Origin of the sequence: Tateyamaria rhodophyticola, assembly GCF_047777875.1 — a bacterium.
GTDB lineage: Bacteria > Pseudomonadota > Alphaproteobacteria > Rhodobacterales > Rhodobacteraceae > Tateyamaria.
The window spans coordinates 143,152-156,462 of record NZ_CP180518.1 but is presented as its reverse complement, the minus strand read 5'-3'; the positions used below and the strand labels follow the sequence as shown (position 1 = coordinate 156,462).

At 58.6% G+C, this 13,311-nt stretch carries 11 protein-coding genes and 3 pseudogenes; 4 read left to right on the top strand and 10 right to left on the bottom strand.

The window, feature by feature from the left end; all coding sequences use genetic code 11:
• Positions 1–24: 24 nt before the first annotated feature.
• Positions 25–894: an FAD:protein FMN transferase gene (locus tag ACERHN_RS00825; RefSeq protein ID WP_415918854.1), complete on the bottom strand. Its 870-nt coding sequence runs from the start codon at positions 892–894 to the stop codon at positions 25–27.
• Entirely contained in the window at positions 891–2,945 is a 2,055-nt protein-coding gene (locus tag ACERHN_RS00820; protein ID WP_415918853.1) for a 4Fe-4S binding protein, read from the bottom strand. Before ACERHN_RS00820 ends, ACERHN_RS00825 begins: the two co-directional genes overlap by 4 nt.
• A 158-nt stretch (positions 2,946–3,103) precedes the next feature.
• Between ACERHN_RS00820 and ACERHN_RS00815 the strand changes: the two genes are divergently transcribed.
• Positions 3,104–3,868, top strand: a complete 765-nt coding sequence (locus tag ACERHN_RS00815; RefSeq protein WP_415918852.1) for an ABC transporter permease — start codon at positions 3,104–3,106, stop codon at positions 3,866–3,868.
• Here ACERHN_RS00815 and ACERHN_RS00810 read toward each other — a convergent pair.
• From ACERHN_RS00810 to ACERHN_RS00780, 7 genes and pseudogenes are all read right to left on the bottom strand, one after another.
• Entirely contained in the window at positions 3,865–4,566 is a 702-nt protein-coding gene (locus tag ACERHN_RS00810) for a vWA domain-containing protein (RefSeq protein ID WP_415918851.1), read from the bottom strand. The genes ACERHN_RS00815 and ACERHN_RS00810 overlap by 4 nt on opposite strands.
• A gap of 10 nt (positions 4,567–4,576) precedes the next feature.
• A pseudogene (gene pqqE, locus ACERHN_RS00805) lies at positions 4,577–5,568 on the bottom strand (pyrroloquinoline quinone biosynthesis protein PqqE).
• Between the two features lie 76 nt (positions 5,569–5,644).
• Complete coding sequence (gene pqqD, locus ACERHN_RS00800) at positions 5,645–5,923, bottom strand: pyrroloquinoline quinone biosynthesis peptide chaperone PqqD (protein ID WP_415918850.1); 279 nt, start codon at positions 5,921–5,923, stop codon at positions 5,645–5,647.
• On the bottom strand, positions 5,920–6,660 hold the full coding sequence (pqqC, locus tag ACERHN_RS00795) for a pyrroloquinoline-quinone synthase PqqC (protein ID WP_415919069.1): 741 nt from the start codon (positions 6,658–6,660) through the stop codon (positions 5,920–5,922). Before pqqC ends, pqqD begins: the two co-directional genes overlap by 4 nt.
• Positions 6,661–6,662: 2 nt before the next feature.
• Positions 6,663–7,550, bottom strand: a complete 888-nt coding sequence (gene pqqB / locus ACERHN_RS00790) for a pyrroloquinoline quinone biosynthesis protein PqqB (protein WP_415918849.1) — start codon at positions 7,548–7,550, stop codon at positions 6,663–6,665.
• Between the two features lie 15 nt (positions 7,551–7,565).
• A complete protein-coding gene (pqqA, locus tag ACERHN_RS00785; protein ID WP_299044803.1) occupies positions 7,566–7,673 on the bottom strand; it encodes a pyrroloquinoline quinone precursor peptide PqqA in 108 nt (35 codons plus the stop codon).
• Positions 7,674–7,915: 242 nt separating this feature from the next.
• Positions 7,916–8,167 carry a WGR domain-containing protein gene (locus tag ACERHN_RS00780; protein WP_415918848.1) on the bottom strand — a complete coding sequence of 84 codons (252 nt, stop codon included), beginning with the start codon at positions 8,165–8,167 and terminating at the stop codon, positions 7,916–7,918.
• A 622-nt stretch (positions 8,168–8,789) separates the two neighbouring features.
• On the opposite strand from ACERHN_RS00780, the pseudogene ACERHN_RS00775 reads away from it, so the two are divergent.
• The 3 genes and pseudogenes from ACERHN_RS00775 to ACERHN_RS00765 form a co-directional block, all read left to right on the top strand.
• Positions 8,790–8,915 (top strand): annotated as a pseudogene (locus tag ACERHN_RS00775) (IS3 family transposase); the annotation flags it as partial.
• A 187-nt stretch (positions 8,916–9,102) separates the two neighbouring features.
• Entirely contained in the window at positions 9,103–10,215 is a 1,113-nt protein-coding gene (locus ACERHN_RS00770) for a Hint domain-containing protein (RefSeq protein WP_415918847.1), read from the top strand.
• Positions 10,216–10,393: 178 nt separating this feature from the next.
• Positions 10,394–10,852: pseudogene (locus ACERHN_RS00765) on the top strand (IS1595 family transposase); the annotation flags it as partial.
• Between the two features lie 593 nt (positions 10,853–11,445).
• On the opposite strand, the gene ACERHN_RS00760 reads toward ACERHN_RS00765, so the two are convergent.
• The gene (locus ACERHN_RS00760) at positions 11,446–13,194 is read right to left on the bottom strand and encodes a hypothetical protein (RefSeq protein ID WP_415918846.1); all 1,749 of its coding nucleotides are present in this window, start codon (positions 13,192–13,194) and stop codon (positions 11,446–11,448) included.
• Positions 13,195–13,311: the final 117 nt, after the last annotated feature.

Sequence of the window (13,311 nt, the reverse complement as noted above, 5' to 3'; positions counted from 1 at the left end):
GGGGTCATCCTCGCCCTTTTTGCATCAGACGGTGATCAGGTCGCCACTAGGGTCGATCAGTGTGATCCGTCGCACCGCATTTGCCTGTCGCACGTGCCGCACGACTTCGAGGTCCGCCAGCACAAGACCGGTCGACAGTGCATCCGCCAGCGCGGCACTGTCCGCTTCCACAGACACTGTCGACCAGCGCGGCCTTTCAGCGTGGTGGATGATGTGACCATGGGGTCCGACAGGCGTCGCCAAAGGGCTGGAGGTGGCGATGGCCCCAGCCGCAACCGTGCGCATTGCAAGCAGGCCGTGCACGGGGTCCACAACCCCCAGTCGCCACGGCCCGCCTGTGCCCCGATACTCCCCGATGTTGACCAGAGTGTGTTCAAAGCCGTGGTCGCTCAGAATGTCTGCGACGAGGTCCGTGGCAAACCCTTGCGCGATCCCGTTGAAAGTCAGCGCCTGGCCCGGGTCCAGAGTGATCTGACCGCCGTGCATCCGGACACGGTTCCAGCCAACCAAGGCACGTGCGGCAGAGGCGTCGCCACCCTCGACCAAAGCACGCCACAACGGCTGCACCGATGGATCAAAGAGACCGCCGGTCAGCTGATGTGCTGTGTCCGCAAGACGCATCAATGTCTCGAACGGGGGCGGCGCGCGCAGTGTCCCCGTCGCGTTTAGTTCAACAAGGGCCGAGGCCGGGTCGTAGAGCGAGAACAATCCTTCCACATCCACAATCGCCGCGCGCGCCTTGGCCAGTGCCGCCGCTGCGGCATCCGCCGGTCCATGCAGTTCGATGGACGCGGCCGCACCAAAGGCGTGCCCGGTCCAGGCGTGACGCTGTGCGCGTGCAGGCGTCGCGGCAAAACTGGCCGCGATCGCGAGGAATCGACGCCGTCCGATCATTCCGCGGACACCGGCAACTTGCGCCCCTTCGCCGCGAGGATCAGGGGCACGCATTGACGTGCATCGTCGTGGATCGTCACGCAATCAAGGCACTGGAAGCATTCGGAATACTGGATCTCACCCGTTTTCTTGATCGCGCCATAGCTGCACTTGACCTTGCACAGCTGACAAGGCGATCCGCATTCGGCACGTCGGGCAATCCAGTCGCGCCCCCGCACCAACCCGCCGATGGCCATGACAGCGCCCAGCGGGCACAGGTAGCGGCAAAAGCCCTTGAACAGCACCATCGAGAACACAAGCAACCCGACGGCATAGGCAACGTAGTACCATTCGCGGACAAAGAAGGTCGTGATCGCGGTCTTGAACGGCTCCACTTCGATGGCTTTGTCCAAGGCCGCCGGGGCAGTCACCATCAGCGCGACAAGCACAGCGAGCGTCACGTATTTGAGGTTTTTCAGTTGCGCATCCCAAAACGCGTTTGGCTCAACCTGTGGCAAGCGCAGCAGACGGCCCAAATGGTTGGCAAATTCCTGTAGGGCGCCGAACGGGCACAGCCAGCCGCAAAAGAGGCCCCTGCCCCACAGGACAAAACCGAACAGCGTCACACCCCAGATCACCAGCGAAAACGGGTCGTAGAGCAGAAAGGCAAAGCTGCCCCCATCGAGCGCCGTGCGCGCAACGGCCAGAGGCGTGGCGATGGACAACTGCCCCTGCCCCCACCAGCCGATGAACCCTGTGACGAAGGCCAGGATCGTCAGACGCATGGGCGTGAACCAGGGATGGGCGGCCAGACGGTTTGTCCCAAACATCAGCAGCGCCACAAGACCCCCAAGGAAGACGGAGAGCACGATCAGATCCGTCGCCCGGTTGCGCAGGGCATCGACCCACGGGGGCGTGGGCTTGATCACCTCGGGCCGTGCATAAAACCGTGCGGGCGTCACATGCGGCACATCCAGCGTGACCGATCCGATCTCAGGCTGAAAGGATCCGTGCGCGCGCAACGCCTTGACCTTGAGCGTCCAGTCCGCCGTCGGATCAAAGCCCAGGCGACGGTCGGTCCGCAGGATCAGCGCCGCCCCGTCATAGACGGCGTTGCGAAGCTCATTCGGCAGCGCATCGTTCAATTCCACGTAAATATCGCTGTCCCGGAAGGCGATGGGAAACCCGCCCTGTTCGGCGCTGATCAGGTTGGGCGCGGTGTTGCGCACGAAATCTTCCGTCACCAAACCGTGCCGCGCCGCCTCGATCACCAGCACAGGCTCGTCCGTGTCCGCGATCTCCATGAACCCTTGCAGCTCTTCGAAACCGCTCTTGCTCAGCACCGCTTGGGCAATGGACGGTGCGCCGATGTCGACAACCCAAAGGTCGAGAAATGTGCCATCCGGATCATCCTTGGCCTCCGGGTCGTCATCTTCCCACAGCGTTCCGTCAAAAGCCGTGTCCATTTCGGCGTTCGTAACGACCTTGCGCGTGACGATGCCCTGCGCCACCAGGTCATCCCACGTCAGGTCTTCGCGGTAATCCGGATCGGGATATGCGGGCGGACCTGCGGAAATCCCGCCCATCTTTTCGCGCGCGACCTGCAACGCCGCGGCCAGAATACTCTCATGCGCGATGCGGACCGACGCGGTCCCCTTGGTCACGCCGTCCAGATAGACCAACGCCGACCCTTCGCTGCCCGCGCCGTAGGGCGAGCCAACCACCAGCGTGTCGGAGATGGAATGCCCCCGGTACTGCTTGAAAAAGTCGTAAAACAGCTTTTCCGGCAGGCCGGATACAAAGATCGGTTCATTGTGCGAAATCAGCTGTACGTCCAGAAACCGGCCGTCCAGATCCAGCACCACCAACACGTTGATCGCCGCACCCGAAAACCCTGGCAGCGGCGCCATTGGTTCGGTCTCAAAGACATAACCGGCCTCGGCACCGCCTGAGTTCAGAAGTTGCCACACGCCCTGATCGTTGATCTGCTCTCCGAGGCTCATCGGTGGCACGATGTAGGGGGCGAGAACGTCGCGCGACAGGGGTTCAGCGACAGCGGGAACCAGCGCCATACACCAAAGTATGGAGACCAACAGTAACGCTCGTATGCACCTGATCCCTGACATCCACCGCAGCCTATGACGACAGCCCGCCCGCCCCTATGCGACTAAGGTATGACCACGGGGTTTGCAGGCTTTGGGCGGCCTCACAAATGTGAAAGGATCGCCTCATGCCAACCGCCCGCTTCGACATTGTGGCCATGACGCTGTCCCTCATGGGGCTGGTTGCGGCGTGGTGGGTCGCGGCGTGGTTTGGCGACGACCCGAGCATCCTGCCCTCTCCCATCGGTGTTTGGCGCATATTTGCGGATGAGGTCGCAGAGGGTGAGCTGCAAGTTCACTTCGCGGCGACGCTCTTCCGGGTGGCCGCAGCATTCACGCTGGCCATGGGGCTGGGTTGTGTCATCGGTCTTGTCATGGGGATGAACGCGACGGTGAACCGTTGGTTTTCCGCATGGCTGGTGGTGCTTTTGAACGTACCGGCGCTTGTCGTTATCGTGCTCTGTTATCTGTGGATCGGGCTGAACGAAGTGGCCGCCATCACCGCCGTCGCCCTGAACAAAACGGCGATGGTCGCGGTGGCCATCCGCGAAGGGGTGCACGCGCTTGACCCGAAACTGCGCAACATGGCGCAGGTGTTTCGGATGCGTCCCCTGGCACGGCTGCGCCACGTCGTACTGCCGCAGCTTTGGCCCTATATCGCGACCTCGACCCGCAACGGGTTGGCCATCATCTGGAAGATCGTTCTGGTGGTCGAGTTTCTGGGACGCAGCAACGGGATCGGGTTTCAGATCCACCTTTACTTCCAGCTGTTCGAAACCGGGTATGTGCTGGCCTATGCGCTCAGCTTTGTGGCTTTCATGCTGCTGCTGGAATTCACTCTGTTGCGTGCGATGGAAGCACGGGCAACGCGCTGGCGGCAGAGCGCAGCCTAGAACAGCAGCTTGCAGCCAAGCGTCCGGTTCATCGCGGCCACCAGTTCATCCACGCTTTCGGTGTTGACGTATTCACCGCCTGTCTGATCCGCCAGACACCGGGCCACACTGACCGAGTTCAGGTAATCTGTGTCGCCTTCGGTCTCCCATCCGAAATGCTCACCCCGCACCTTGAAACCGATGACATGCACGGTCGTGCCCATCCCGGACAATTGCGCGGCAAGCGAACAGGTCTGCCCGCCGCACGTTTCCTTGCCATCGGTCACAAGCACAACGGTTCCCGGCACCTCTGGCCCGCCCAGTGTCTCTACCGCCAATGCCACCGCTTCGGTCAGCGCCGTGCGCCCTTCGGGTTGCAAGCCGTCGATAGCAGAAATGACCGCGCCCGCCGCATCGCTGCGCGGGCCAAAGCGCAGTTCGATGCCCGAGCATTCGCCGACACCACCGGCGCCGCCGGGACCATAGACAATCAGGCCAATTCTGCGGAACGGTGCGACTTGCGGCATAGCGGTACGCACCGCCCGGCGCGCCTCAAAGATGCGCGGCTCGTCAATCTGGTTGAACCCCATTTCGGCCATCGACCCTGATCCGTCAAAGACGATCATCGCGTCTTCGGTACAGGTGGCTTGCGCCGCGGTCGCAAGGACAAGCCCGAAGATGCCCGCAGTGGCTGCGATCCTCTGCACGCTTTGTCCCATGGCGGCCTCCCTACCGGCGATAAACGAAGTCCGGCGCGGCGACTTCGTGCACCTCTTCGTTCAACAAGGCATCCAGTTGGGCCCGACCCGCGGATTTGCGGCAGACCGGGTCCGTGGCGGATGCATCCCCGAGCACCGCCATTGCCTGACAGCGGCACCCGCCAAAGTCGATCTCGCGGCGGTCGCAGGACTGGCACAGGTCTGGCAGCCAATCGGTGCCGCGATACGCATTGAATGCGTCACCCTTGTACCAAATGTCCGACAGGCTGCGCTGCGTGGCATTGTCGAACTGCAGATGCGGGATGGTCTCGGCGGCGTGACAGGGCAGAACGGTGCCATCGGGCGTGATGTTCAGGCCCGTCGACCCCCATCCATTCATGCACGCCTTGGGAAAGTCCGAGTAGTAATCGGGCGGTACAAAGTCGATCACTAATTGCCCCTTCAGGGCGCGGGTCGCGTCCGCCACCGTCGTCTTGGCGGCGTCCACCTGCGCCCGGCTGGGCTGCAAGGCCGCACGGTTCACCAGCGCCCAGCCCTGGAACTGAACACACGCAACCTCGATCCGACGCGCGCCAAGACGCCGCGCCATGTCGATCGTCGCAGGCAGATCGTCCAGATTATCACGATGCATGACGGCGTTCAGGGTCAGCGGAAAGCCGATATCGCCAATGATCTCGGCCACATGCATCTTGCGGTCAAACCCGCCCTTGTATCCGCCGATACGGTCCGCCATGGACGCCGTCACGCCCTGGAGCGACAGTTGTACATGATCCAGACCCGCCGCATCCAGATCGCGCAGACGCGTTTCATTCAAACCAATGCCCGAGGTGATCAGGTTGGTATAAAGCCCCGCCTCACGCGCCGCGATGACCAGATCAACCAGATCGCGCCGTGATGCAGGCTCCCCCCCGACAAATGCAACTGTAGGACACCCAGACGCGCGGCCTGCTGAAAGATATCCGCCCACGCCTCTGTGCTCAGTTCAGCGTCCTTGGCCAGCAACTCGGTCGGGTTTGAACAATACGGACAGGCCAGCGGACAGCGATGGGTCAGTTCGGCCAGCATGGCCATCGGGGGGTCAACGCGGATGGACATGAACCATCCCCCGATCCCGCAGATCCATTACAAATGCTGTCACATCCGGCGCGATCACATCCAGCGGCGCGTCGTATACCTTTGCCAAGGTCTCCGAAATCTCGGCCAGGCTTGCCACACCGTCCAACTGTCCCAACACGGCCACCCCCACCTGATCCAGCATCAGCACCCGCTCCGGCCCCAGCAGCACGTCCATCTCGCGCACCGCATCGTATTGCGTCCGCACACCGCGTGGCAGATATGGCACGTCGTCCTGAGTCACCGTGCCAACCCCTCGCCCGGTTGCCAGCCACCCGGCGGTATCCGCCCCGGTTCGACATAGGCGGACCAAAGCGCATCAAGCTGCGCCCACAGCACTTCGGTCTTGAAGGTCAACGCACGCACCGCAGCGTCCTGATCGGCACGCGTCACCGCATGATCCATCACCCATTTCAGGCCAAAGGCCACGTCCTTGGGCGCTTCGTTCAACCGGTTCTGGAAATAGGACAACGTGTCCGCATTCGCGAAATCATAATGCTCCAACAGCCCCGCAATGCGGTTCTTGTGAATGGCTGGAGCAAAAAGCTCGGTGAGCGATGAGGCCACAGCCGGCAGCAGCGGCTCATCCCGCACAAAACGCACATAGGCGTCGACGGCAAAGCGTGTGGCGGGCAAAATCCCCACTTCGGACGCGACATAGTCAGGGTCCAACCCCACGCCCTCCGCCAGCTTCAGCCAGCGCGCAATGCCGCCCTCGCCGGGTGCCGAGCCGTCGTGATCTTCGATCCGCGACCGCCATGACCGACGCAGCGCCGGATCGGACACCCGCGACATGAACGCGGCATCCTTCATCGGGATGCGCGTCTGATAATAATACCGGTTGATAACCCAGGCACGCACCTGATCGGGCGTACAGTCGCCCGCATGCAGTTTGTGATGGAACGGATGCTTGTCATGGTACTGCGCCTCACCGACGGCACGCAGGCGCGCTTCGAACATGTCCGCGCTGTCTGGATGCATGGTCACAGCGTGATCTCCATCCCGTCATGGGCGATCTCCCAGCCCTCGGCCAGCACCTGTGCCCTTGCGTCACTGGCCGGTTGCAGAATGGGATTGGTGTTGTTGATGTGAATGAACACCTTGCGTGCCTCCAGATTGCGCAACCGCGCCAAACTGCCCTGCGCGCCGTTCATCGGCACATGACCCATGCGCGCGCCCGTCTTTTCGCCGGTCCCCGTGCGTTGCATGTCGTCATTGTTCCAAACCGTCCCGTCAAACAGCAGCAGGTCCACACCCTCCAACCTTTCCAGCAACCAGTCCGGGATGGCCGCGCAGCCGGGAACGTAGGCCACCCGCGCCCCACCCTGTTCCAAGAGCAATCCCACGGTCTGCTCCCCCACTTCCTCCAGGTTCAGTGTGTCACCTTCGAGAAACAGCGCCACCTTGCCCGGCACCGCAATGGGCGTGACGGTCAAACCGGGAACCGGCTCAAATGCCTGGTCCAGCGCGATGGGGTGGCGTGCCACTAGATCGGGATCCAGAACACCAAACACAGAGTTCGACGCGAGGATATCAAGGCCCGCCGCGGTCGCGTGCACGTCGAACGGAGTCTTTTCGCGCAGCGTCAGCAGCCCCGCAATGTGATCGATGTCACCGTTGGTCAAAACAACCGACGCGATGGGTGATCCGCGCAAACCTGGCGGGTGCATGGCCGCACAGGCATCCACCTGCGCCCGAATGTCAGGCGAGGCATTCAGCACAGACCAAGCCGTACCATCGACCGATACCGCGAGTGACGACTGCGTCATGCGCGGAATGATCCCCATCCGTGCATCCGCGCAGTTGGGACAGCCACAATTCCATTGGGGCAGCCCACCACCGGCGGCCGCCCCAAGAACGATCAGTTTCATGTCCCGAAAGTGAGCTTAGATCACGTCACGCTCTGCGCCGCGGTCGTCATCTTCGCCAGGGCCATACATGTTGATCTCCATACCGCACTTGATTTCGCGCGCCTTGGGTTTTGTCCATGCCATTGCAGATTCCTCCTCTTTAGACCGCCAAACTAGCGCGCCCGTCACGGCATCCATATGCGACTTTAGCAGCAAGTTGTGCCGCGACCGTCACAGCGACGCGCCCTTTGGTTTTGACACCTTTCCGTTCGTGTATCGAAACCGCACGCATGAGGCGTCGAAGCACCATACCTTTGACATCAGCATTTTGGCTGGCAGGTGCGTACCTTTGCTTTCGCAACGAATGACGGGTCCCGCCCTAAAAATCAGTTCGTATCTTCCACATACCCCCTTGCGCGCTTCTTCTGCGCAAGGTCGGCAAATGCGTCTGCCGCGCCGGAAAAATCTGCGTAGGTGTGCGCGGTGGCCCGGCCGCGCGTTCCGATCCGGCCCCAGCATCGCACTACTGCGACCTCACCAAAAAGGGTCGGTTGCAGCGCAATGCCGTAAAACCGCGCCATGTTTTCCGACGGGTTGATGCGGACAAGGTCCAGATGCTGCGTTTCGAGTTCACCCATGGGAGCATTATGCGCCCGGGCGGATTCCACGTCCAACGACAGTTCTGAATCCATTGCGCCGCACTGATTCAAATCCGTGATGGGTCATAGCCCCACACGCGGGCATCGCGTGATCGGACACGAAGGTCGGTCTGCCATGTCATACGCTCCGTAAAGCCGGAGGGTCTTGCAACTGCCACACCCCGCGGTCGCACACGTCAGCTGTGCGGGATGCTTGACTTCAAAAGCGGTTTTTTGTGATCGAAAGGCAGACGCGATGAGAAATTGGTTTAGAGGAACGTTGGCGCGTCTTTCTTCTAGATATCCGGTTCACAGTCGCTCACTGGCGCTCAGAATGTGAACAGAGATCACGTTTCTTGGTTCTCTCAAAGTTGTCCAATTGGTGGGCTGGACATCCACTCCATCCGCGCACGCTTCTTCCGGCGGAAAGACTTTGACGGTCACCGGTGCAAACGGCGGCATGGAAGTGGCACCCGTTCGTAAACATGATGGACGCAAGCGCGCAGGGACCAATGGCGATCCCACAGCGGCCAAATCAGCGTCCTGCCTAGGCAGATTTTGCCTTACGAAAACGCCTGACGGTCAATGGGATCATTGGACTTCGTGTCTGACAGCCTCTCCTGCGGTGGCCCGCGCAATGGATCGCATTGCCGAGATGTAAGGCTGCCCCTGCCTCGTAGTCAGCGATAATGGCACCCAGCTGACATCAAATGCCGTCCCGAAACGGCAGGAAGATTGCAAGATCGAGCCTTGCTTTCCCGCCGACGCTTCTACCGATGCGGCCCTGCGCGCCACGGCCGCCACCGCATCACCCACGCAATGAGCGGCAAAGCGCTGGTTAACAGACTGTTTCTCCACTGTGATCAATGGCGCGTAGGCGCACGCCCGCCATACGTGTATAGTTTCTTTTTGAGCGGCCCGTCAGACACAGGCCGATGTTGGAGAATTCGACGATGCCGAATGGCGGATCAATCACAGGTTTCCTGTTTGAGGACTTCACCTTTGTCAACGATAACGGGCAGCTGAACCCCAGCCAGAACGGCCCGTTTTCCTTGCCGAACGACGCGCAGGCGACACTGGCGTTGGGGGCGTCAACCATCGACATCAATGTCGATGATGACGACATGGAATTCGACGACGGGTTCCAGGATGATCCAGGCGGCATGCCGCTGAACCAGATCCTGCGCGACGACATCGACACCGTCAGTGCCGCCGGGAACCCGCTCCAGGTGGACGCCGGTGCGGTGCTTGAGGTTGAATTTACCCTCACTGCCACGCCCGTGGGCGGCGGCGACCCGATCGACCTTCTCTTTGTCGCTGCGGGGCCCGGCGAAAATCAGGGCGATCTGACACTGGTGGTATCAACTGCACCACTGGTGCCCGGTACCACCTATGACATCGCATTCAAGAACGACGGGGGCGGCACGCCCTATGGCGAAATCGTGTGCTTTGTCCGTGGTACACTGATCCGCACGCCAGAAGGCGATGTGCCGGTGGAGACGCTTGCGGTTGGCCAACGGGTTATGACCCTCGATGGCGGCGCACAGCCCGTCACCTGGGTGGCGCAACGGATGATCCTGTTTCCCCAAGGCGACGACTTGCCGGTCTGGATCGCGCCAGACACGTTTGGCCCCGATCAACCATTCGCTCCGACAGGGGTCTCGCCGCGGCATTGCCTGTTCCGCAGGGACGCAGGCTTTCATATGCTCTTTGACACGACCGAAGTGCTGATGGCCGCGCGCGATTGCGTGGATGGCAACACGATCGTGCAAGCGGACGGGCAGCGGGCGGTCGAATACATCCACTTCATGGTCGAAGGGCACGCACTGGTCTGGGCCAACGGTATGCTCGCCGAAAGCTTTTACCCCGGCCCTGTTGCCCGGCAAAGCCTTGATCCTATGGCCCGGAGCCGCCTCGTGACACTTTACCCCGAACTGGCATCGCCTGACGCACCCGCCCCGTTCCCGCGCGCGCGGCGTCGTGTGCGGGGCTACGAAGTGCAAGCCTTCCACAACAGCGCCACCGCTGCGGGCAAACCCGCCGTTTGATCGCGTTTTAATCAAAGGTGAACGACTGCTTGCAGCGGACGGCTCCAGTATGGCTCGCGCAATCAGAATTGGCGACAGGACGATGCCCGTTTGCATTGGACCTTTATCTGCCCAGAAAAATGGTTCGATGCCACGTCAGGATCAGCGTGCGGTCCGGAAACCAGCGCCGTAGGTCCTGTGCCATAAACAGTACAGCATCACGTCCGGCACGGTCTTTCATGGCCGCAAGCTGCAAGTGCGGGAAATTCTGGCCGCAATCGCCATCTTTATAAATGGCGCAAAGGGCTACAGCGCATTGCAGCTATCCCGCGACCTGTCGGTTGACTACGAAACCGCCTTCGGTTTGCTCCACAAGGTCCGCGAAAGTACAGAGACCGCTCGTAACGCGGGCGCGCTGTCCGGCAATGTCGAGGTGGACGGTGCTTATTTTGGTGGCTACGTGAAGCCCGCCAATGCAAAGAAGGACCGAAAGGACCGTCGCAAGAAGGTCCATCCGTCGGGCAAGCGCCAGTCCGTTATTGTCATGCGTGAGCGTGGTGGCCGCACACTTACCTATGTGACCCAATCCGAAGCCGAGGGCGTTGCTCTGGTGGCCGCAAATGTCGAGCATGGCGCAACTGTACATGCAGACGAGGCGTAGCATTTGGGTCGATGGCACAACCTTCAAGTCGGATGCTGCACCGAACCTTGTCTGACAGGACAACATCCCACCGTTTGCCTACTTAATAGTAGGCTTTCGAAGTCCCGCAGGGATGTGGTTCCGATGATGCCGTGGTCTGGACTGTCGCTGACCTAAGTCAAGCACGCCTATGAGATGGGCACATCGGAATTATATCGAACAACATCATGTTGGCAGCCGCCGCGCTGACCACGAACCGAAGCATGTACCCCAAGGATCTCAGCCGAAAGCCACGACGGAAGCCAGGGCAGGCACCAAAAGAAACAAAGGAACCGCTATGGCGGATCAATTGTTTTGAGCGAAAGCGCTTGACTGGGACGCCCCCGTTACCGAAGTCCTGCCCCTAGTTGCAACGGGTAAAACACGAGTTTCACCTGCAAGATGGACCCCTAGGAACCACTATAGGTCGAAGCGCCGAGTTCGGCCATTTAATATTAGGCTGGCGACGTCGTTTTGCTTGGATAAACACAGCTGCTAAAGCGAGCCTTCTGAACAATGTGACAAAACATTTTAAATCCAAGTCAACCGCAGGAGAACGCAACAGGCTTCGTTCAAAATCCAGCTCCGGCCAAACCCATCAGAAACAAAAGCCCGATGCCCAATTCGAAGCCAAAATCGAAACCATCTTCCTCTTCCTCTTCAGCCTCCTCTTCATCAAAATTTTGGTCACCCTCATCAATTGGTATTGGTGGGAGCGGCAATTCATCTGATGTATTTTCGCCTGAATCAGACGTAGTTTCATCCTCTACCTCGCTCTCATCATTGAGAATTGCAAAGGGATCTTCAGAATTTGCTTGCTCCCAGATCGGTAAGAACCCGTCCGTTGGCGTTACATCTGTCAAAATGATCTGCATTACTTCACCTGGAGAAAGGCTTACCTCCAAAGGTGCGTTTGCCGTCCAATCAGCATCTACCTCTTCAATGGTTGCATCAGAACTATTGTCGCCCGGAGCTTCTCCGTCCTCCACGCCCAAAACAAGAGCCTCGAAGCCTCCAAAATCCTCTACAAAGCCACTAATATCCACTTCAGCGTTAGCACCATTTTCTCGGCTATTATTCATTACATAAAGAACCAATTCCTCTTCACCAGCAAACATATGTGTCGAAATAGACCCATCGTTAACTTCAGTATCCCTGTCTTCTTGATTCAAGTCAATTAAGGTCTTGCCCGGAAGTGTTTCCACCATCATAGCAAACATCTCGCCCGGAGCAGTCGCCCCAGTAAACTCCGTACCCTCTGACAAAGGGTTTGCCGTCCGCTGAACTAGTGGCCAAACATGAGCGTGATCGACCCCGGCTCCAATAAACTCTTCCATGATATTCAGCATTTCTTGAGCTTGGAACAGCCCGTAATCCTCGTCTCGGTCCAGATTGGGCTCCGACTTGAGGTTCCATTCTGTTATGTAAATTTCGAGTTCTGGGTTCTCAGCTAGCCACGTGCTATGCATCTGATCTAAGTCGAAATAACGTGTTTGCTCGGCTACTTCACCGCGAGAGTAAATGTGTGTCACTACACCATCGACAGCGCCCATTTCTTGTTCAGTATCAAACTGAGACAGGATAATCTTTGCATTTACATACGCCCAGTTTATATCGCCGTTTGAAAATAGAGCATCATCTTCTAACTCCACATTATAGACCTCGTTAATATCCTCTAAAGCCTCATCTGACGATACACCTTCATAGTCGTCACTTAAACGCGAGTTGTCAAAATTATTTCCCTTTTGAACAAGGATATCTACGTCGTTTTGATCATGGTTTTGTAGTTCATCATCAATAATGAGGGCCATCTCGCTGGCCAACCGGCCATACTCGATTGCATTCATGCCTCCGGACCCCCAATATTCATTGCCAATTTCAAAGGCCTGAATAGTAGCGTCACCGTATTCGCCACTTAAAACTTTGGATATATAGTCGCGAATTTCAGTTTCATTTATTTGTGCAAATCTATCTCCGTTATCATCAGTCTCTTCCGACAAATACATTCGAGTCGGAATAACCAGTGTTACACCTTGATCATTTTCTCCAGCATAATTCATGAAGTCGGTAAGGCCGATCATATTCCAGGTTACATCAAGATCTGGATTATAGACCATCGGTTCGTCTGGATTGTTGATATCAAATGCATATTCTGTAAGCGAACCGCCGGGAAACCGTAATCCGCTTATGCCAAGATAATCGATTGCTTCCTCGTAAGAACCGGGACCTGTTAGTGGTACTACCGGCGCAAGTAGGTTTCCGCCGAATAGATCGATGGAGATTGGCTCCTTACCAACAATAGATATATTTTGTACGTTCATAATTGCCCCACAAACTGAACGAAGCGGACTCTCTATTAGCTGCCGCTGAAACGCTTTCTGTGGGATTTATTTGATGCAGCAAGCGGGTATTATTGGTTCTGAAGCATGTCCAAAATA